Annotated in this window: 18 protein-coding genes and 1 pseudogene; 5 read left to right on the top strand and 14 right to left on the bottom strand. The window is 61.1% G+C overall.

Annotation, left to right across the window (positions count from 1 at the left end; all coding sequences use genetic code 11):
• Positions 1-147: 147 nt before the first annotated feature.
• The 5 genes and pseudogenes from ACZ9BE_RS12915 to ribBA form a co-directional block, all read right to left on the bottom strand.
• Positions 148-1,303, bottom strand: a pseudogene (locus tag ACZ9BE_RS12915) (ABC transporter ATP-binding protein).
• Positions 1,304-1,320: 17 nt separating this feature from the next.
• On the bottom strand, positions 1,321-2,130 hold the full coding sequence (locus tag ACZ9BE_RS12910) for an ABC transporter permease (RefSeq protein WP_007918021.1): 810 nt from the start codon (positions 2,128-2,130) through the stop codon (positions 1,321-1,323).
• A 6-nt stretch (positions 2,131-2,136) separates the two neighbouring features.
• Positions 2,137-3,045, bottom strand: coding sequence for an ABC transporter permease (locus ACZ9BE_RS12905; protein ID WP_252887972.1), 909 nt, complete (start codon positions 3,043-3,045; stop codon positions 2,137-2,139).
• A complete protein-coding gene (locus ACZ9BE_RS12900) occupies positions 3,042-4,067 on the bottom strand; it encodes an ABC transporter substrate-binding protein (protein WP_016775018.1) in 1,026 nt (341 codons plus the stop codon). The genes ACZ9BE_RS12905 and ACZ9BE_RS12900 overlap by 4 nt, the downstream gene beginning before the upstream one ends.
• Before the next feature lie 426 nt (positions 4,068-4,493).
• The gene (ribBA, locus tag ACZ9BE_RS12895) at positions 4,494-5,603 is read right to left on the bottom strand and encodes a bifunctional 3,4-dihydroxy-2-butanone-4-phosphate synthase/GTP cyclohydrolase II (protein ID WP_016775017.1); all 1,110 of its coding nucleotides are present in this window, start codon (positions 5,601-5,603) and stop codon (positions 4,494-4,496) included.
• A 68-nt stretch (positions 5,604-5,671) separates the two neighbouring features.
• Between ribBA and ACZ9BE_RS12890 the strand changes: the two genes are divergently transcribed.
• A complete protein-coding gene (locus tag ACZ9BE_RS12890; RefSeq protein WP_095180201.1) occupies positions 5,672-5,968 on the top strand; it encodes a DUF1330 domain-containing protein in 297 nt (98 codons plus the stop codon).
• Between the two features lie 123 nt (positions 5,969-6,091).
• Here ACZ9BE_RS12890 and ACZ9BE_RS12885 read toward each other — a convergent pair whose 3' ends face one another.
• From ACZ9BE_RS12885 to ACZ9BE_RS12855, 7 genes are all read right to left on the bottom strand, one after another.
• Positions 6,092-6,655, bottom strand: coding sequence for an NUDIX hydrolase (locus ACZ9BE_RS12885; RefSeq protein ID WP_024013191.1), 564 nt, complete (start codon positions 6,653-6,655; stop codon positions 6,092-6,094).
• A gap of 1 nt (position 6,656) precedes the next feature.
• A complete protein-coding gene (locus ACZ9BE_RS12880; protein WP_016775014.1) occupies positions 6,657-7,421 on the bottom strand; it encodes a GntR family transcriptional regulator in 765 nt (254 codons plus the stop codon).
• A gap of 57 nt (positions 7,422-7,478) precedes the next feature.
• Positions 7,479-7,868 (bottom strand): carboxymuconolactone decarboxylase family protein, encoded by a 390-nt coding sequence (locus ACZ9BE_RS12875; protein ID WP_027613073.1) that lies wholly within the window; start codon positions 7,866-7,868, stop codon positions 7,479-7,481.
• A gap of 130 nt (positions 7,869-7,998) precedes the next feature.
• Complete coding sequence (locus ACZ9BE_RS12870) at positions 7,999-8,484, bottom strand: flavin reductase family protein (protein ID WP_071172702.1); 486 nt, start codon at positions 8,482-8,484, stop codon at positions 7,999-8,001.
• A gap of 12 nt (positions 8,485-8,496) precedes the next feature.
• The gene (locus ACZ9BE_RS12865) at positions 8,497-9,978 is read right to left on the bottom strand and encodes an aldehyde dehydrogenase (RefSeq protein ID WP_353187616.1); all 1,482 of its coding nucleotides are present in this window, start codon (positions 9,976-9,978) and stop codon (positions 8,497-8,499) included.
• Positions 9,975-10,808, bottom strand: coding sequence for an alpha/beta fold hydrolase (locus tag ACZ9BE_RS12860; protein WP_024013187.1), 834 nt, complete (start codon positions 10,806-10,808; stop codon positions 9,975-9,977). The genes ACZ9BE_RS12865 and ACZ9BE_RS12860 overlap by 4 nt, the downstream gene beginning before the upstream one ends.
• Before the next feature lie 32 nt (positions 10,809-10,840).
• Positions 10,841-11,431, bottom strand: coding sequence for an amino acid synthesis family protein (locus tag ACZ9BE_RS12855; RefSeq protein ID WP_150635081.1), 591 nt, complete (start codon positions 11,429-11,431; stop codon positions 10,841-10,843).
• 462 nt (positions 11,432-11,893) lie between these two features.
• Between ACZ9BE_RS12855 and ACZ9BE_RS12850 the strand changes: the two genes are divergently transcribed.
• Both ACZ9BE_RS12850 and ACZ9BE_RS12845 read left to right on the top strand, forming a co-directional pair.
• On the top strand, positions 11,894-12,937 hold the full coding sequence (locus ACZ9BE_RS12850; RefSeq protein ID WP_423662151.1) for a WD40/YVTN/BNR-like repeat-containing protein: 1,044 nt from the start codon (positions 11,894-11,896) through the stop codon (positions 12,935-12,937).
• Complete coding sequence (locus ACZ9BE_RS12845; protein WP_076562517.1) at positions 12,934-15,318, top strand: efflux RND transporter permease subunit; 2,385 nt, start codon at positions 12,934-12,936, stop codon at positions 15,316-15,318. Before ACZ9BE_RS12850 ends, ACZ9BE_RS12845 begins: the two co-directional genes overlap by 4 nt.
• A 264-nt stretch (positions 15,319-15,582) precedes the next feature.
• Here the strand turns inward: ACZ9BE_RS12845 and ACZ9BE_RS12840 are convergent, their stop codons facing one another.
• Positions 15,583-16,302, bottom strand: coding sequence for a FadR/GntR family transcriptional regulator (locus ACZ9BE_RS12840; protein ID WP_024013185.1), 720 nt, complete (start codon positions 16,300-16,302; stop codon positions 15,583-15,585).
• Positions 16,303-16,489: 187 nt separating this feature from the next.
• A complete protein-coding gene (locus ACZ9BE_RS12835) occupies positions 16,490-18,226 on the bottom strand; it encodes an IlvD/Edd family dehydratase (RefSeq protein ID WP_406226727.1) in 1,737 nt (578 codons plus the stop codon).
• Positions 18,227-18,418: 192 nt separating this feature from the next.
• On the opposite strand from ACZ9BE_RS12835, the gene ACZ9BE_RS12830 reads away from it, so the two are divergent.
• Complete coding sequence (locus ACZ9BE_RS12830; protein ID WP_071172697.1) at positions 18,419-19,741, top strand: MFS transporter; 1,323 nt, start codon at positions 18,419-18,421, stop codon at positions 19,739-19,741.
• 145 nt (positions 19,742-19,886) lie between these two features.
• Positions 19,887-20,879, top strand: coding sequence for an AraD1 family protein (araD1, locus tag ACZ9BE_RS12825; protein WP_073471123.1), 993 nt, complete (start codon positions 19,887-19,889; stop codon positions 20,877-20,879).
• Position 20,880 lies beyond the last annotated feature (1 nt).

Below are 20,880 nucleotides of genomic sequence, written 5' to 3'. Positions count from 1 at the left end.
ACCGAGGTGTTGTTGCGAGATACGCCGACGTGCGATACCGAGTCGAACTTACATTTTGAACAGCATGAAGATCGGCTCCCTTTCCCCCTCGCCCCCCGTGGGGGAGAGGGCTGGGGTGAGGGGGTAGATCCAACTGACTCAGCGCAATCAGTGAGCCCCGGCAGCCTTGTTCAAGTCGCTCTCGGTCCACTCGGTATAAACACAAGCATCCGCCGTCGCCCAGCGCACCCGTACCGGATCGCCGGCCTTGAGCGGCATGCCCGCTGCCGATAGCGCTTTCACCGTCATCGACGTCCCGCCCGCAGTCACCACGCTGCACGTCTGGCTTTCACCGAGAAACAGCACCTCCACAACGTTCGCCGACACCTCATTCCAGCCCGCCGCCAGCGGCTCATCCAGCGCCTGCTGCGTGCTCAGCGCCAAGGCCTTTTCCGCGACGCACCATCAGCAGCACATCCTGATCAGTGTGCAACCCGGACGTCAGCCGAATCGACAACGACTGGCCCTCGAAACTCGCCGCTGCATTGCCTTGCACCTTGAGCTTGAGGAAGTTCGAATTACCCAGAAACGACGCGACAAACGCATTCGGCGGATTCTGGTAAAGGTCATAACCACTGCCCAGACCAACGATTTTGCCGTGGCTGAAAATCGCGATGCGTTGCGACAGACGCATGGCTTCTTCCTGGTCGTGGGTCACGTACACGATGGTGATACCCAGGCGTCGGTGCAGTTGGCGCAGTTCATCCTGCAAGTCCTCGCGCAGCTTCTTGTCCAGCGCGCCCAGCGGTTCATCCATTAGCAGAATGCGCGGCTCGTAAACCAGCGCCCGGGCGATAGCAACACGTTGTTGCTGACCACCGGACAGTTGCGAAGGGCGGCGATGGGCAAACTGTTCGAGTTGCACCAGCTTCAACATCGCATCGACGCGTTTTTCGCGCTCGGCCGCAGCCAGTTTGCGAATGGCCAGAGGGAAGGCGATGTTGTCGCGTACCGACAGATGCGGGAACAGCGAGTAACGCTGAAAAACCATGCCGATGTCGCGCTTGTGCGGCGGCACGTTGACCAGCGACTGGCCGTTGACGAGGATCTCGCCGCTGCTCGGTGTTTCAAAACCGGCGAGCATCGACAGCGTGGTGCTTTTGCCCGAGCCGCTGGAGCCCAGGAACGTGAGGAATTCACCGTCCTTGATGTCCAGCGAGATATTGTCGACGGCAGCGAAATCGCCGTAGTGCTTGTTCAGGTTGCGCAGGCTGACCAGGGGTTTGTCGCTCTGCTGGGATGCGTCTTTGATCACGGCACTCATGTCGTACTCCTGGGCGCTCAGGCGCTGATTTCGTTGCGCCGGCGCAGGGCGGCGGCGATCACCATGACCAACACTGACAGGCCGATCAGCAGCGTCGAAGCGACGGCGATCACCGGGGTCAGGTCCTGGCGCAGGGTGGTCCACATTTTCACGGGAAGGGTTTGCAGAGTCGGGCTTGCCATCATCACGCTGAGCACCACTTCGTCCCACGAAACGAGAAAGGCGAAGAGGGCGCCGGCGACCATGCCCGGACGAATCGCCGGGAACGTCACCTTGAACACCGCTTGCAAGCGCGAGGCACCGCAGATCACCGCCGCGTCTTCAATCGACTGATCGAACAGCTTCAGCGAGTTGATGATCGAGATGATGGTGAACGGCAGCGCGACGATCACATGGCTGACGACGAAGGCGAACATCGTTCCGGTGTAGCCGAGCTTGAGAAACAGCGCGTACACCGCCACGGCAATGATCACCAGCGGCACGATCATCGGCAGGGTGAACAGGCCGTAGAGCATCTCGCGGCCGGGAAAGCGTCCGCGCACCAGCGCAAACGCGGTCGGCAAACCGAGCGCCACAGCGCAGATGGTGGTCAGCACGGCGACCTTGAGGCTGGCGGCAGCGGCGTTCATCCAGTCGGGATTGGAGAAGAACTGGCCGTACCATTTCAGCGTCCAGCCTGGTGGCGGGAACACCAGCCACTGCGAGGAGCCGAACGACAGCAGCACGATGAACACGATCGGCAACAGCAGGAACAGGCCGATCAGCCCAGTCGTAGCGTAGAGGCCGAAACGCATGCGCCGGCTCATGGCATTGGGGGTCAGGAGCATGTCGGCTTACCTCGCGTTACTGGCGCCAACCGGGGATTCCGGTTGAAGCTTCAGGTAGAAGTAGAACAACACCAGGGTGATTGCGATCAGCAACGCGGCGCCGGCGCTGGCCAGGCCCCAGTTGAGGAACGATTGCACCTGCTGAATGATGAACTCCGGCAGCATCATGTTCTGCGCCCCGCCGAGCAGTGCCGGGGTGACGTAGTAACCGAGCGACATCACGAACACCATCAAACCACCGGAGGCCAGACCCGGCCGGCACAGCGGCAGGAACACCCGGAAGAAGTTGGTCCACGGGCTGGCGCCACAGATCGAGCCGGCCTGCAGGATCATCGGGTCGATGGCCTGCATGGTCGCCTGCAACGGCAGTACGATGAACGGGATCATGATGTAGCTCATGCCGATCACCACGCCCGTCAGGTTGTGCACCATCTCCAGCGGTTGATCGATGATGCCCATGGCCATCAAGGTCTTGTTGATCACGCCCGAGGCTTGCAGCAACACCAGCCACGAATAGGTGCGGGCGAGCAGGCTGGTCCACATCGACAGCAGCACGATGTTGAGGATCCAGCGCCCCCAGCCGCGCGGCACCAGGGTGATCGCCCAAGCCAGCGGAAAGCCCAGCAGCAGGCTGAACAGCGTCACCAGCCCGGCCACCGAGAAGGTGTTGAGCAGCACTCGCGCATAGGCCGAGTTGGCGAACAACTGTTCGTAGTTGCCGAGACCAGGCACAGGTTCCAGCACACCGCGCAACAGCAGGCCAATCAACGGCGCGAGAAAGAACAGGCCGAGGAACAGCAGCGCCGGGACGAGGTTGCCGGCGCCGCGCCAGCGTTGCTTGAGGGCCGGACCGGCAGCGCCGGCGGCGCTCCCGGTGGCAGTGGAAGGACGAGGCGCAGTGGCCGCGATTTTCATTTGACCAGCCATTCGTTCCACCGTGTCGCGATAGCCGGACCGTTCTTGGCCCAGTAAGCGAAATCAAGGGTGATCTGATCCTTGGCGTAAGCCGTCGGCAGGTTGGGAGCCAGCGTCGAATCCAGACGCTCCACACTGTCGAGGTTGACCGGCGCGTAGGCGGTCAGGTTGGAGAAGTCGGCCTGGCCTTTGGCGCTGCTGGCATTGGCGAGGAACTTCATCGCCGCATCTTTGTTTTTCGAGCCTTTGGGAATGACCAGAATGTCGGCCATGACCAGGTTCTGCTTCCAGCTCACGCCGACCGGTGCGCCGTCTTCCTGCAAGGCGTGCACCCGACCGTTCCAGAACTGGCCCATGCTCGCTTCGCCGGACGCCAGCAGTTGCTGCGACTGCGCGCCGCCGCCCCACCAGACGATGTCTTTCTTGATGGTGTCGAGTTTCTTGAAGGCGCGATCCAGATCCAGCGGGTAGAGCTTGTCAGCCGCAACGCCGTCGGCCAGTAGCGCCAGTTCGAGCACGCCGGGGCTTGGCCATTTGTACAGGGCGCGCTTGCCCGGGTAGGTCTTGGTGTCGAACAGCGCGCTCCAGTCCTGCGGCTTGTTGGCGCCGAGCTTGCCTTCGTTGTAGCCGAGGACAAAGGAGAAGAAGAATGAACCGACGCCGTGATCGCTGACAAAGCGCGGGTCGATCCTGTCGCGCTGGATCACTTTGAAATCGAGGGGTTCGAGCAGGCCTTCGGCAGCGGCGCGCAGAGCGAAGTCGGCTTCGACATCGACCACGTCCCACTGCACGTTGCCGCTTTCGACCATGGCTTTGAGTTTGCCGTAGTCGGTGGGGCCGTCCTGGACGACGGTGATGCCGCTGGCCTTGCTGAACGGATCGGCCCAGGCCTGTTTCTGCGCATCCTGGGTGCTACCGCCCCAGCTGACAAAATTCACGCTTTCGGCAGCCATTGCAGCCTGGCCGGTAACGCTGAGCAGTCCCGCGAAAAAGATCGCGGTTGCAGCTTTGTTCAACACCATGTTCACGCCCTCATTGTTGTGTTTTTGAGCGGGCCTTGCGTTGTTGCCCGCCTGTCGGGAGCAGTAGCTGGACGCTTTTTCACGTCGTCCGGTCTATGGAATATCATATTATGGTATTCCAAACTTTGTGCAAGCACTTTGCCTTACCGGTTATCTGGCCGGTTGGTTTTTTTGAGCCGTTCGGCCTGAGATATTTTGTGAATGTGAGATCCAGCCCCTCACTCCAGCCCTCTCCCAAGGGGAGAGGGGGAAAGGGAGCCGATCTTCATGCTGTTCAAAACCGAGCCCGATTCGGTAATGGGAAAGGAGTGGATCCGTATGCTGCTCAAAGCTGAGTTCGACTCGGTATCCCAGGTCGATGTATAGCGACCGGTCAACGCGGTCGGCTCCCTCTCCCTTTGGGAGAGGGCTGGGGTGAGGGCGGCGTCATTCAGTGAACGGAATGCTCTCAACCACCTCAAGGTCATACCCGGTCAACCCTGCATACTTCAGCGGTGGGCCAAGGTGGCGCAGCTTGCCAACCCCAAGGTTCTGCAGAATCTGCGCCCCCGTCCCGACCTCGGAATAAATCCGCGACTGCGAGCGGCTGAACTGCCGTGGCGGCTGGGTCAACTGCGGCACGCGCTCCAGCAACGCCTGCGACGATTCATGATTGGCCAGCACGACCACAACTCCATGACCTTCCGCCGCGACCCGTTGCAACGCTGCCCAGAGGGTCCAGTTCGTCGGTCCGCTGTACTCGGCGCCGACCAGATCGCGCAGCGGATCGATCACATGCACGCGCACCAGCGTCGGCTCTTCGCGGCGCAGGTCGCCCATGACCATCGCCATGTGCACGCCACCTTCGATGCGATCTTCGAAGGTGATCAAACGGAAGGTGCCATGCACCGTCGGCAGCTCACGTTCACCGATGCGTTCGATGGTGTGCTCGGTGCTCAGGCGATAGTGGATCAGGTCAGCAATGGTGCCGATCTTGATCCCGTGTTTGCGTGCGAACTGCTCCAGATCCGGGCGGCGGGCCATGGTGCCGTCGTCGTTCATCACTTCGACAATCACCGAGGCGGGGGTGAAACCGGCCAGGCGCGCCAGATCGCAACCGGCCTCGGTGTGCCCGGCGCGGGTCAGCACGCCACCTTCCTTGGCGCGCAACGGGAAGATGTGACCGGGCTGCACCAGGTCTTCGGCACGGGCATTCGGCGCGACGGCGGCGGCCACGGTGCAGGCACGATCCGCCGCGGAGATGCCGGTGGTCACGCCGACCGCCGCTTCGATCGACACGGTAAATGCAGTGCTGAACACACTGCCGTTGGCGGGTACCATTTGCTCCAGGCCCAGACGCTGGCAATGTTCGTCGGTGAGGGTCAGGCAGATCAGCCCGCGTGCTTCGCGGGCCATGAAGCTGATAGCCTCCGGCGTGCAACGGTCGGCGGCCAGCAGCAGGTCGCCTTCGTTCTCGCGGTCTTCGTCATCGACCAGCAGGACCATTTTGCCGAGGCGATAATCTTCGATGATTTCTTCGATGCTGTTGAAGGCCATGCTGGACTCTCAGGGTTCGTTGGAAATATATTGGTATACCATAATACAAAATCAACAAAGAGGTCACTATGAAGGCGTACTGGATTGCACATGTGGATATAGCCGATGCCGAGCACTACAGCCAATACACCCAGCGCACCCCGCAGGCGATTGCCGCATTCGGCGGCAAGTTTCTCGCCAGAGGCGGGCGCAGTGAAGCGCTGGAAGGGCGGCAGACGCCACAGCGCACCGTGATCATCGAGTTCGCGAGCTACGAACAGGCCGTGGCGTGCTATCGCTCGGCGGCGTATCAGGAGGCGAAAAGTTACCGCGAAGAATGGGCGAGGGCGGAGATCATCATCGTAGAAGGCATCGCCCCGAACTGAGCCACACCACCAAACTATGTGGGAGCGAGCCTGCTCGCGAATGCGTTCGATCATTCAACATTTGTATCGACTGACACGACGCCTTCGCGAGCAGGCTCGCTCCCACAGGGGTATAGGTGGTGATCAGCGCATGAAATGGATCTTGCCGCTGTCATCATTGCCCATGTAGATCCCATACACCCCGGCCTGGCGCTCTTCGATATAGCGCTCGAGGATCTGCCGGATCGCCGGGTAGTAGATCTGCTCCCACGGAATCTCTTCCGGGGCGAAGAACTTGTAATCCATGGTCTCCGGCCCGTACTGCCCGGTGATCTCCAGGGCGATGGCGCGGAAGATGATGTACACCTCGCTGATCTTCGGCACGCTGAAAATCGAATATGGCGAGACGATTTCCGCGCGCACGCCGCTTTCTTCCCAGACTTCGCGCAGCGCCGCCTGCTCGGTGGTTTCACCGCTTTCCATGAAACCGGCCGGCAGGGTCCATGTGCCCGGGCGCGGAGGAATCGCCCGTTGGCACAATAGGTATTTGCCGTCCTGCTCGATGATGCAGCCGGCAATGATCTTCGGATTGACGTAGTGGATATAGCCGCAGCCGCGGCACATCAGGCGCTCGTGCGTATCGCCCGGCGGCGTCTGCTGACCGAGGTCAGGGCCACCGCATTTCGGGCAAAAGCTCGGGCTGAACATGTCATTGACCTATGCGGGGTTCTTTCAGCGCGATCGGCAGGGTGATCGCCGGGGTGCCTTTGACGGCGACGCCGGTTTCTTCCTGTTTGCGCTTGAGGTAATCGAGGGCCACGGCAGCCGCCGCGCGGACGTGATCCACACAGGCCTGATGCGCCGCCAGCGGATCGCCGCTCTTGATCGCCTCGACCATTTTTTCCATCTCGTGATTACTCGCGCCGCGTCGGTTTTCTTGGGAGACCGAGGTCGCGCGCAGATAGCTGATGCGCGCCTGCAACTGACGCAATTGCGTGGCGGCGACATGGTTGCCCGAGCCTTCGAGCAGCACGTCGTAGAAGCCCTGCACCGAGTCGATCACCTGTTGCAGCTCGCCGTCCTTCAACGCCTTGCGGTTGTCATCGAGGGCTTTTTCCAGGGCCTTGATGTCCTTGGCTTTGGCACGCAGGGTGAACAACTGCACGATCAAGCCTTCGAGCACGCAACGCAATTCGTAGATATCGACGGCGTCGTCGAGGGTGATGATGGCTACGCGCGGGCCTTTGGCGTCGGCGAATTCGACGAGACCTTCGGATTCAAGGTGACGCAATGCTTCGCGCACCGAAGTGCGGCTGACGCCGAGGCGATCACACAGGTCGCGTTCGACCAGGCGATCGCCTGGCATGAGCTGGAAATTCATGATCGCGCTACGCAGTTTGTCCAGCACGATTTCGCGCAGGGTAACGGGGTTGCGATTGACCTTGAAGCTGTCGTCGAGTGGCTGGCGTTTCATGGGGTCCGCTCTTGAGCTTGGCTGTCCATGCCAGACGGGCATCAAAACAGCCGAGGGTTAACTGGAGGCCTCGGCGTCGGCTTCGGCAAAGGCTTCACGGGCCAGCCGGAAACTGTCCACGGCCGCCGGAACGCCGCAATAAATGCCGACCTGAAGCAGAATTTCGCGTATTTGCTCACGACTCAGGCCGTTACGCAAGGCGCCACGCACATGCAGCTTGAGTTCATGCGGGCGGTTGAGCGCGGAGATCATCGCCAGGTTGATCATGCTGCGTTCCTTGAGCGACAGACCCTCACGCCCCCAGACATGTCCCCAGCAGTATTCGGTGACCATTTCCTGCAGCGGACGGGTGAAATCGTCGGCGTTGTCTATCGAGCGCTGCACGTAGGCTTCGCCCAATACCTGGGTGCGGATTTTCAGACCTTTTTCATACTTCTCGTTACTCATTTCTTTCGCCTCACCTCAATCCTGTGGGAGCTGGCTTGCCAGCGATAGCGGTAGTTCAGTCAGCATTGATGTTGAATGTTCCGTCGCCATCGCTGGCAAGCCAGCTCCCACAGGGTTTTGCATTGTCGCTTCAGGCCAGAGTCGGCAACGGGCCGAGCTTGCCTTTGTGATAAATCATCGGCGTCACCGGTTGCTCGGGCAGGATCAGGTTCTTCACTGCGCCGACAATGATCGCGTGATCGCCGCCGTCGTATTCACGCCACAACTCGCACTCGATGATCGCCGTGGCCTTGGCCAGAATCGGGTTGCCCAAATCGCTCAAGTGCCACTCGATGCCCTTGGCCTTTTCCTTGCCCTTGCCGGCGAACGCGTAGGCTTCGGCGGTCTGCTCGGCGGAGAGCAAATGGATGGCGAATTTCTTGCTGTCGCGCAGTACCGGGTAGGTGTCGGACGCATAGTTAGGGCAGAACAGCACCAGCGCCGGGTCGATCGACAGCGCGCTGAACGCGCTGGCGGTGATACCGACGATGCCGCCGTCCGGGTCGAGGGTGGTGACCACCGTGACGCCGGACGGGAACGAGCTCATGACGTCTTTGTAAATGCCGGGTTCGATCATTTCGCAGGACTCCTAGCGCATCACAAACGGATCAGGCATTGGCGCCTGGGAGAGGTTGATCCACACCGTTTTCAGTTCGGTGTAGGCCAGCACCGAGTCGATGCCGCTTTCGCGTCCATAGCCACTGTTCTTGAAGCCGCCGATCGGCGCCATCGCCGACACTGCGCGGTAAGTGTTGACCCAGATAATCCCCGAGCGCACATCACGCGCCAGACGATGGGCGCGGCCGAGGTCACGGGTCCAGATGCCGGCGGCGAGGCCGAACTGCGAGTCGTTGGCGATCGCCAGTGCTTCGGCTTCGTCTTTGAAACGAATCACCGAAGCCACCGGGCCGAAGACTTCTTCCTGCATGATCTTCATCGAATTGCGGTCGCACTCGAACAGCGTCGGCTCGTAGAACCAGCCTTCGCCGAGATCCGCCGGACGCTTGCCACCGGTGCGCAAACGCGCGCCTTCGGCGATCGCATCGGCGACCAGACCTTCGACCACCGCCAGTTGCTGCGCGGTGGCCATCGGCCCCATTTCACTGTGGTCTTCCTGCGGGTTGCCGATGCGGATGCGCTGGGCGCGCTCGACCAGACGATTGACGAATTCGTCGTAGATTTCGTCCTGCACCAGCAAGCGCGAACCGGACACGCAACTCTGCCCGGACGCTGCGTAGATCCCGGCAATCGCGCCGTTGATCGCGCTGTCGAGATCGGCGTCGGCAAAAATGATGTTCGGCGACTTGCCGCCCAGTTCCAGCGACAGCTTGGCGAAATTCTCGGCGCTGCTGCGCACCACATGCCGTGCCGTCGCCGCGCCGCCGGTGAAGGCGATCTTGCGGATCAGTGGATGGCGGGTGAGGGCGGCGCCGGTGCTCGGGCCGTAACCGGTGACGACGTTGACCACGCCCGGCGGAATCCCGGCTTCAAGGGCCAGACGCGCCAGCTCGAGAATGGTCGCCGAGGCGTGCTCGGACGGCTTGATCACAATCGTGTTGCCGGCGGCGAGGGCCGGGGCCAGTTTGATCGCGGTCAGGTACAGCGGGCTGTTCCATGGAATGATCGCGGCGACCACACCCATGGCTTCGTGCACGGTGTAGGCAAACAGGTCAGGCTTGTCCAGCGGCAGGGTGCCGCCTTCAAGCTTGTCGGCGAGGCCTGCGGTGTAGTGGAAGAACTCTGGCAGATAGCTGACCTGGCCACGGGTTTCGCGGATCAGCTTGCCGTTGTCACGGCTTTCAAGCTGCGCCAGGTGTTCCTTGTTTTCTGCGATCAGATCACCGAGGCGGCGCAGCAGTTTGCCGCGCGCAGTGGCGGTCAGACCGCGCCACGCCGGGCTGTCAAAAGCAGTTTGCGCTGCTTGCACGGCGCGTTCGACGTCCGCTTCATCGGCGTCGGGCAATTGCGCCCAGGCTTGCGCGGAGGCCGGGTTGAGGCTTTCGAAGGTCTTGCCGGAGAGGGCGTCGACCCAGTCTCCGCCGATGCACATCTGGAAGCGTGCGAGTGTCATGCAACGATCCCCTTTATATGGTTTTGTCGGGCGTGTGCGAATTGGAGAAATTCCAGCAGCATCTGATTGACCAGACGCGGCGACTCTACCGGCATCATATGCCGTTGCTCGGGCAGCACGGCAACCTTCGCAGCGGGGATGCGTCGGGCCAGTTGCTCGGCCATTTCCGGGGTCGAACCGGGGTCGAGTTCGCCAGTGGCGATCAGTGTCGGCGCCTGAATGCTGCTCAGGTCGTCGGCGCGGTACATGTCCTGGGTGGCGAACAATTCGTAGGTGGTCAGGTAACCCTGCGGATCGTTGTTGGCCAAGGTCTGGCGCAACGCGGCGATCTGCGCCGGGTTGGCCGCCTGATATTCACGGCTGAACCAGCGTGACAGGGCGGCTTCGGCGTTGGCGTCCGGGCCATGCTCGGCAGCCTGCGCAGTGCGTGCGATGACGCCGGCACGCTGTTCTTCGCTGCGGTTGAACACGCTGTTCAGCACCACCAGGCTTTGCAGGCGCTCCGGGTAGTGCAGGGCGAAGGCCCGCGCGACCAGACCGCCCATGGAGAAACCGATCACCGCTGCCTGGGGCAGATTCAGGTGATCGAGCAGCTCGAGCAACTGATCGGCGTAACCGAGCAGGTCGGTGCCGCTGGCCGGGCGCGGACTGGCGCCGTGGCCGAGCATGTCGTAGGCGATCACCTGGTACTGGCTGGCGAGGCCGACAATCTGCCCGCCCCACATTTCTTTGTTCAGGCCCACGCCGTGGATCAATACCACGGGCTGGCCTTGGCCGGTCGCCAGGTAACTGGTGCCAGCCGGGGTGAGTTCAGCGGTGAGCCGAATCATGGAGCGCTCCTGCAATGCCTTTCTTGTTGTGATTACTGGGCTTTTTCGGCGGCCAGTTCTTCCAGATCGATGTAGCGGTTGCCGATGCGCGGGTGCAGGCGGCCACCGTCGGCGCAACCCAGCACCACCACGATTTCGTCGGCACGCGGCGCGTCTTCAATCTGCATTTCCAGGGTGATGTAGTGCGAACGCAGGCCTTCGTCGTCCTTGTGCATCATCGGGATCTGAATCGACGTGCCCGGACCGCCGCGCTTGTTGGTGAAGCTCAGGTAGCTCTTGGCTTTCACCGCTTCGCGATAGTGGTTGCCGAAGCGCAGGGTGTGGATCACCGCGGAGGCGTGTTCGATCTCGCCATCAGCGCCGACCACCGCCGCTTTGCCATAAGCCTCGATCTTCTCGGCGCCACCAATGATGCCCACCAGACGCTCGACCATCATTGCGCCGAGGTCGGAGCAGTTGGCGCGGATCTGCGGCTTGAGGTCTTCGACAAAACCATTGCCCACCCACGGGTTCTTCATCACCACGGCGAGGCCGACCATGGTCACCGGCTTGTCAGTGGACTTGCCGCCTTCGATGAAGGTTTCTTCGACATAGCTGACGATCTTGCGAATTTCGAAACTCATGAGCTGCTCCGTTTGGGGGATTGAGAGTGTCTGTGCGTCTGATGGTATACCATAATACCGATCCTGCAAGTCCCCTCCGCAACAATTGCGTCATCCATCCTACGAATGGCTGCGCATTCACCCTTTGTCGCAAAACCAACCATCACTACAAACCCTGTGGGAGCGAGCCTGCTCGCGAAAGCGGTGGGTCAGCCAATAAACAGGGTGACTGATACACCGCATTCGCGAGCAGGCTCGCTCCCACAGGGAAAATGATGGGTTACAGAGAGCCGCTTTCGGTTAACAAAAGATAACGCGGCGCCGATTGTCAGACATTTGCAAAGCCCGATAGGATGAGCCAGCTTCCGAAGGGGCTCTGGATTGCGGGTTTCAGGACTATGCTTCTGAAACGCCAGTAGCCGAGCACCCTTGCGGCGCCCTTGAAGGCCCGATGGCCCAACAATAATAAATAGGGGAAGGTCTATGAGTCGTTGCCGCCCGCCGGCGTTACGCAACACCGCGTTGCTGGCCACAGCACTCTCGCTGCTGGGCTTTGCCACGTTATCGGCACCTGTGATTGCCGCCGAGGCCCCGGCTGACGTGGTCTATGCCACCGAATCGGCCAAGGCCGCAAAAAGCCTGATTCTTGATGTCGTCCACGCTGGCGCGCGTCTTGTCGCGGTCGGCGATCGCGGGCACATCGTCTATTCCGATGACCAGGGCAAAACCTGGACCCAGGCCAAGGTGCCGACCCGGCAACTGCTCACTGCCGTGTATTTCGTCGATGACAAAAACGGCTGGGCCGTGGGCCACGACGCACAGATTCTCGCCAGCGCAGACGGCGGTCTGACCTGGACCAAACAATTCGAAGACCTCGCACGCGAATCGCCGCTGCTCGACGTCTGGTTCAAGGACGCCAGCAGCGGCTTTGCCGTGGGCGCCTACGGCACGCTGCTGGAAACCACCGACGGCGGCAAGAACTGGGAAGACGTCAGCGATCGCCTCGACAACGAAGACCAGTTCCACCTCAACGCCATCGCCGCCGTGAAAGACGCCGGGCTGTTCATCGTCGGCGAGTCCGGCAGCATGTTCCGCTCCGCCGATGACGGCCAGACCTGGGAAAAGCTCGAAGGCCCGTACGAAGGTTCGCTGTTCGGTGTGATCGGCACGGCGCAGCCGCAGACCCTGCTGGCGTACGGCTTGCGCGGCAATCTTTATCGCTCCACTGATTTCGGCAGCAACTGGGAGCAGGTCGAACTCAAAGCCGCACGCGGTGCGCTGGAGTTCGGCCTGTCCGGCGGCACGCTGCTGGAAGACGGCTCGATCGTCATCGTCGGCAACGGCGGCTCGGTGATCAGCAGCAGCGACAATGGCGAGAGCTTCAGCGTGTTCAACCGCCCGGATCGCATTTCGCTGTCGTCGGTCACCGCCGCCGGCAACGGCAACCTGATTCTGACCGGGCAGGGTGGCTTGCACATCACCCAGCCAAACGGTGCCGAGACCAATAACAAGAAGGCGGGGCTATGACTTCCTTGATCACTCCTCAGCAAGACAAGGCGACGTTTCTTGAACGCTTGATCTTCAACAACCGTCCGGCCGTGATCCTGATCTGCCTGGTGGTGAGCATTTTCCTGTTCTGGCAGGCCACGCTGATCCGGCCGTCGACCAGTTTTGAAAAAATGATCCCGCTGCAGCATCCCTTCATCGAAAAGATGATGGAACACCGCAACGATCTGGCGAACCTCGGCAACACCGTGCGTATTTCGGTGGAAGCCACCGACGGCGACATCTTCTCCAAGGAGTACATGGAGACCCTGCGCCAGATCAACGACGAAGTGTTCTACATTTCCGGCGTCGATCGTTCCGGCCTCAAATCGCTGTGGAGCCCGAGCGTACGCTGGACCGAAGTGACCGAAGAGGGTTTCGCCGGCGGTGAAGTGATTCCGCAGAGCTACAACGGCTCTCAAGACAGTCTCGATCTGCTGCGCAACAACGTGCTCAAGTCCGGCCAGGTCGGGCGTCTGGTAGCCAACGATTTCAAGTCGAGCATCGTCGACATCCCGCTGCTGGAGGCCTACCCGGACCCGCAGGATCAGGGCAAGTTGCTGGCGCTGGACTATCGCCAGTTCTCCCATGAGCTGGAAGACAAGATCCGCAACAAGTTCGAAGCGCAGAACCCCAACATCAAGATCCACATCGTCGGTTTCGCCAAGAAGGTCGGCGACCTGATCGACGGTCTGGTGATGGTGGTGCTGTTCTTCGGTGTCGCCTTCGTCATCACCCTGATACTGCTGCTGTGGTTCACCAACTGCCTGCGCAGCACCATCGCGGTGTTGAGCACGACGCTGGTGGCGGTGGTCTGGCAGCTCGGGTTGATGCACTTCTTCGGCTTCGGCCTCGACCCGTATTCAATGCTGGTGCCGTTCCTGATTTTCGCCATTGGCATCTCCCACGGCGTGCAGAAGATCAACGGTATCGCCCTGCAATCCAGCGAGGCCGATAACGCGCTGACCGCTGCTCGGCGCACCTTCCGCCAGTTGTTCCTGCCGGGGATGATCGCGATTCTGGCCGACGCGGTGGGCTTCATTACCCTGCTGATCATCGACATCGGGGTGATCCGTGAACTGGCCATCGGCGCGTCCATCGGCGTTGCGGTGATCGTGTTCACCAACCTGATCCTGCTGCCGGTGGCGATTTCCTATGTCGGCATCAGCAAGCGCGCGATTGCCAAGAGCAAGAAAGATGCGAACCGCGAACACCCGTTCTGGCGCCTGCTGTCGAACTTCGCCAGCCCGAAAGTCGCGCCGATTTCGGTAGCGCTGGCGCTGATCGCCTTCGGTGGTGGCCTCTGGTACAGCCAGAACCTGAAGATCGGCGACCTCGACCAGGGCGCGCCGGAACTGCGTCCGGACTCGCGCTATAACAAGGACAACAACTTCATCATCAGCAACTACTCGACCAGCTCCGACGTGCTGGTGGTGATGGTCAAGACCAAGGCTGAAGGCTGCTCGCGCTACGAAGCCATGGCGCCGATCGATCAGCTGATGTGGAAGATGCAGAACACCGAGGGCGTACAGTCGGCGATCTCGCTGGTGACCGTGTCCAAGCAGATGATCAAGGGCATGAACGAGGGCAACCTGAAATGGGAAACCCTGTCGCGCAACCCGGACGTACTGAACAACTCGATCGCCCGCGCCGATGGCCTGTACAACAACAGCTGCTCGCTGGCACCGGTACTGGTGTTCCTTAACGATCACAAAGCTGAAACCCTCGATCGTGCTGTCAACGCGGTGCAGGAGTTCGCCAAGGAAAACAACAAGGACGGCCTGGAATTCATCCTCGCTGCCGGTAACGCCGGGATCGAAGCAGCCACCAACGAAGTCATCAAACAGGCTGAGCTGACCATCCTGATCCTGGTGTACATCTGCGTGGCAGTGATGTGCATGATCACCTTCCGCTCATGGGCAGCGACCCTGTGCATCGTCCTGCCGCTGGTGCTGACCTCGGTACTCGGCAACGCGCTGATGGCGTTCATGGGCATCGGCGTGAAAGTCGCGACGCTGCCAGTGGTGGCGTTGGGCGTGGGGATTGGCGTGGACTACGGCATCTACATCTACAGCCGCCTGGAAAGTTTCCTGCGTGCCGGGCTGCCGTTGCAGGAAGCCTATTACCAGACGCTGAAGTCGACCGGTAAAGCGGTGCTGTTCACCGGCCTGTGCCTGGCGATCGGCGTGTGCACCTGGATCTTCTCGGCGATCAAGTTCCAGGCCGACATGGGCCTGATGCTGACCTTCATGCTGCTGTGGAACATGTTCGGTGCGCTGTGGCTGCTGCCGGCGCTGGCCAAGTTCCTGATCAAGCCTGAGAAGCTGGCGGGGCAGAAGGGCAATTCGCTGTTTGCCCACTGATCTGACAGGCTGAAACGACAAAGCCGCAACCTTGAGGGGTTGCGGCTTTTTTTGTGAATCAACATCAAGAGCCCCTCACCCTAGCCCTCTCCCGGAGGGAGAGGGGACTGACCGAGGGGTGCGGCTAGATATATCGGCCTGAAATACCGAGTCGGTTATGGATTCACAGCAGAACGTTCAAGCCGGCGTAAATCTCAAATATTCCCCAATCGGTCCCCTCTACCTCTGGGAGAGGGCTAGGGTGAGGGCAAGCGGTCTCAAGCCCTAAGAAAGCTCAGCGCCAAGCACCACACTCAACGCACTGCGCGCATCATCCAGCTGCACCAGCGTCGCATGCCGGGCGCCCAGGGCATCACGATTCTCGATCGCCGTCAGAATCGCCTTGTGTCGCGGCAACGCCAGTTCATGCAGATTCGGCCGTTGATTGGAATGCTTCAACGCCTCGGCAATCGCTACCGCCAACATATTGCACAGGTTCGCCAGCAGGTCGTTGTGCGTCGCATCGGCGATGCGGCTGTGGAAGTCCAGGTCCGGCTGCAACAGCGCTTCCGGGGTCGGCGCGGCTTCCATGCGTTGGTAGGCTTCGTTGATCGCGGCGATGTCGGCATCGGTTGCATGCTGGGCGGCGAGGGCGGCGGCTGCCGGTTCGATGATGCTGCGCACGCTGGTCAGCACGTTGAAGAATTCATTCTGCGGGCTGCTCTGCATCAACCAGTGCAGCACGTCCGGGTCGAGCATGTGCCATTCGCGGCGCGCCTTGACCACGGTGCCGACGCGCGGCTTGGAATACACCAGCCCCTTGGCCACCAGCACCCGCGTGGCTTCGCGCAACACCGGCCGACTGACCGCGTACTCCTCGCACAGCAGGGCTTCGGCGGGCAGTTTGTCGTCGGGCAAAAAGCGTCCGGAGACGATCTGCATGCCCAGTTCCTGGACGATGCGCGAGTGCATGCTTTTACGGTCGGAAGGTTTGCGGTAATCCATGGGGAGTGGCGCGATCCTGAGCGATGGAGATGCCGCGCATCATAGCAGGCACGGCACAGATTTGAGGCGATACGCAAAAGCAACTGTGGGAGCGAGCCTGCTCGCGAAGGCGGCATATCAGTCAAATAGATGTCGACTGACACTCCCTCTTCGCGAGCAGGCTCGCTCCCACAGGGGAATTGCGCTGTTAGTGGGAGTGGCGCGGAACCTCGGCACCTCGGCAACCAACCAGGAAGTCAAAGTCGCAACCCTGATCCGCCTGCAGGACGTGATCGATGTACAGCTGACGATAACCGCCCACCAACAACTGTTGCGGCGCTTGCAGATCGGCCATGCGCGCGGCCAGTTCCGCGTCCGGAATGTCCAGATGCAGACGGCCGCTGGCGCAATCGAGTTCGATCCAGTCGCCTTCCTGCACCGCCGCCAAAGGCCCGCCCGCTGCCGCTTCCGGGGCAACGTGCAAAACCACCGTGCCGTAAGCGGTGCCACTCATGCGTGCATCGGAAATGCGCACCATGTCCGTCACGCCTTGCGCCAACAGCTTGGCCGGCAAGCCCATGTTGCCGACTTCAGCCATGCCCGGATAACCCTTCGGCCCGCAGTTCTTCATCACCAGAATCGAATCCTTATCGACGTCCAGCTCCGGATCGTTGATCCGCGCCTTGTACATGTCGAAGTTCTCGAACACCACGGCGCGACCGCGATGCTGCATCAGTTCAGCGCTAGCGGCGGACGGTTTGAGTACCGCGCCCAGCGGCGCCAGATTGCCGCGCAACACGCAGATGCCACCGTCAGCGCGAATCGGATTGTCGAGGGTGCGGATCACTTGGTCTTCGCCATAGATCGGCGCGTCCTTGGTGTTCTCGCCGATGGACTTGCCGTTGACGGTCAGTGCGTTCGGGTTGGGGATCAGATCGGCTTCGCCGAGGCGACGCAGTACCGCTGGCAGGCCACCGGCGTAGTAGAACTCTTCCATCAGGAAACGCCCGGACGGTTGCAGGTCGACGATGGTCGGCATGCCGCGACCGATGCGGGTCCAGTCGTCCAGATCGAGCTCGACGCCGATGCGCCCGGCAATGGCTTTCAAGTGGATCACGGCATTGGTCGAACCACCGATGGCGGCGTTGACGCGAATGGCGTTTTCAAAGGCTTCCTTGGTGAGGATCTTCGACAGTTTCAAATCTTCGCGAACCATCTCCACCGCACGCATGCCGGACATGTGCGCCAGCACATAACGGCGCGCATCTACGGCCGGAATCGCGGCGTTGTGCGGCAGCGAAGTGCCCAGCGCTTCAGCCATGCACGCCATGGTCGACGCGGTGCCCATGGTGTTGCAGGTGCCCGCCGAACGCGACATGCCGCCCTCGGCTGCGAGGAAGTCGTCGATGGTGATGGTGCCGGCCTTGACTTGTTCGCTGAGCTGCCAGACCACGGTGCCAGAGCCGATATCTTTGCCCTTGTGCTTGCCGTTGAGCATCGGCCCGCCGGTGACGACGATGGCCGGCACGTCGCAACTGGCCGCGCCCATCAACAGTGCTGGAGTGGTTTTGTCGCAACCGGTGAGCAGCACGACGCCGTCGATTGGGTTGCCGCGAATCGCTTCTTCAACGTCCATGCTCGCCAGGTTGCGGGTGAGCATGGCAGTCGGGCGCAGGTTCGATTCGCCGTTGGAGAACACCGGAAACTCCACCGGAAAACCACCAGCCTCGATCACCCCGCGTTTGACGTGCTCCGCGATCTGGCGGAAGTGCGCGTTGCACGGGGTCAGTTCCGACCAGGTGTTGCAGATGCCGATGATCGGCTTGCCGTGGAACTGATGGTCGGCGATGCCCTGATTCTTCATCCAGCTGCGGTACATGAAGCCGTTCTTGTCGGCCGTGCCAAACCATTGGGCGGAGCGCAGGGTGGGTTTCTTATCAGACATGATCGATTCTCTTATTGTAAGACTATTGTTTGCGAGCTGACGCTTAATCTAAGCTCAAAATCCGCGCTTTGGTAGTGTTGTTGGGTAATTAGTATTACTATATAGTCGTTTTCGACGGAGGGATGGCCCTGGCTGTTTTGGCGAGAGGCGTCCCCCGAGGTTCTATAAAAACAACAATCGGAGACCGATCTCATGAGCCAGGAATTGCGGCTTGTCCGGCGCATCACACTGAAACTGATTCCCTTCCTGATCCTGCTGTACCTGATCGCCTATGTGGATCGCTCCGCCGTCGGCTTCGCCAAGCTGCACATGGGCGCGGACATTGGTATCGGCGACGCCGCCTATGGCCTCGGTGCCGGGCTGTTTTTCATCGGCTACTTTCTTCTAGAGATTCCCAGCAACCTGATGCTCGAACGCTTCGGCGCGCGGCGCTGGTTCGCGCGGATCATGATCACCTGGGGCGCGATCACCATCGGCATGGCCTTCGTGCAAGGGCCGCACAGCTTCTATGTGATGCGTTTTCTGCTCGGCGCGGCCGAAGCGGGCTTCTTTCCCGGCGTGCTGTACTACATCACCCAATGGTTCCCGGTGCGCCATCGCGGCAAGATCCTCGGCCTGTTCATCCTCTCGCAACCCATCGCGATGATGATCACCGGTCCCGTGTCCGGCGGTTTGCTCGGCATGGACGGCATCCTCGGCCTGCACGGCTGGCAGTGGCTGTTCATCGTCATCGGCACCCCGGCGATCCTGCTGACCTGGCCGGTGCTGCGCTGGCTGCCGGACGGCCCGCAGCAAGTGAAGTGGATGGATCAGGCGGAAAAAGACTGGCTGACCGGCGAACTGAAAAAGGATTTGCAGGAGTACGGCCAGACCCGTCACGGCAATCCGCTGCATGCGCTGAAAGACAAACGTGTGTTGTTGCTGGCGCTGTTCTATCTGCCGGTGACCCTGAGCATTTATGGTCTGGGCCTGTGGCTGCCGACGTTGATCAAACAGTTCGGCGGCAGCGATCTGGTCACCGGTTTCGTCTCTTCGGTGCCATACATTTTCGGGATCATCGGCCTGCTGATCATTCCGCGCAGTTCCGACCGCTTGAATGATCGCTACGGCCACTTGGCGGTGCTCTATGTGCTCGGTGCGCTGGGCCTGTTCCTCAGTGCCTGGCTGTCGCTACCGGTGGCGCAACTGGCGGCGCTGTGTCTGGTGGCGTTCGCGCTGTTCTCATGCACCGCAGTGTTCTGGACCTTGCCGGGGCGTTTCTTTGCTGGCGCGAGTGCGGCGGCGGGGATTGCCTTGATCAACTCGGTGGGCAATCTGGGCGGGTATATCGGGCCGTTCGTGATCGGCGCGTTGAAGGAATACACCGGCAATCTGGCTTCGGGGTTGTACTTCCTCTCGGGCGTGATGGTGTTCGGGCTGATTCTGACCGGCGTCGTTTACCGCGTGCTGGAACGCAAGCATGTGCTGCCCGTCGACCAGTTCGCCGCCAGCGCCCGTGGCGCGACCCGAACTTGACTGACCAACACTGGCCCCTGTGGGAGCGAGCCTGCTCGCGAAGAGGCCATCACATTCAACACTGTTGGTGACCGGTACACCGCTTTCGCGAGCAGGCTCGCTCCCACAGGGGATAGCGGCGTTTTTGATGGAACAGGAGAAAATCATGCATCTGGTTCAATTCGAATTACCCAACGGCGAGCGCCGGGTCGGCGTGGTCGACAACGGTCAGGTCCGCGAAGTCGAGGACGCCCGCAGTGTCCGTGATCTGGCCCTGGCGGCAATCGAGGCCGGCAACTCGCTTGAGCAGCAAGTGCAAAGCCTCGGCCTCGGCGCCAGTCACGACTATGGGCAGTTGCTCAAAGACCTGCGCATCCTGCCGCCACTCGATCACCCGGACCCGGCGCACATGCTGGTCAGCGGTACCGGCCTGACCCATCTGGGCAGCGCTTCGGCCCGGGACAAGATGCACCAGCAGGCCGGCGATGAAGCGGCAATGACCGACACCATGCGCATTTTCAAATGGGGCGTGGAGGGTGGCAAACCGGCGGCGGGGCAGGCCGGTGTGCAACCGGAGTGGTTCTACAAGGGCGACGGCAGCATTGTCGTGCGTCCGGGGCAGGCGTTCCCGCTGCCGCCGTTCGCCGAAGACGCCGGTGAAGAGCCAGAGATGGCCGGCCTGTACGTCATCGGCAACGACGGCAAGCCGTATCGCCTCGGTTTCGCCGTCGGTAACGAGTTCTCCGATCACGTCATGGAACGCAAGAATTACCTGTACCTGGCGCACTCGAAATTGCGCAGTTGCAGTTATGGCCCGGAACTTCGTACCGGTGAATTGCCTCAACACCTTGCCGGCACCAGCCGAATCCTGCGTGACGGCGAAGTGCTCTGGCAGAACGAGTTCCTCAGTGGCGAGGCCAACATGTGCCACAGCCTGGCGAACCTCGAGTACCACCACTTCAAATACAGTCAGTTCCTGCGTCCGGGCGACGTGCACATTCACTTTTTCGGCACTGCGACCCTGTCGTTTGCCGACGGCATCCGCACCCAGCCGGGCGACACGTTCGAGATCAGCCAGGCCGACTTCGGCGCACCGCTGGTCAACGGTATCGCACCGGTTCAGGCGGCTTTTGAACCGGACAGCATCGGCACCCTTTAAG

Source organism: Pseudomonas sp. TE9122 (assembly GCF_056278925.1).
This window is presented reverse-complemented; position numbering and strand designations above follow the sequence as displayed.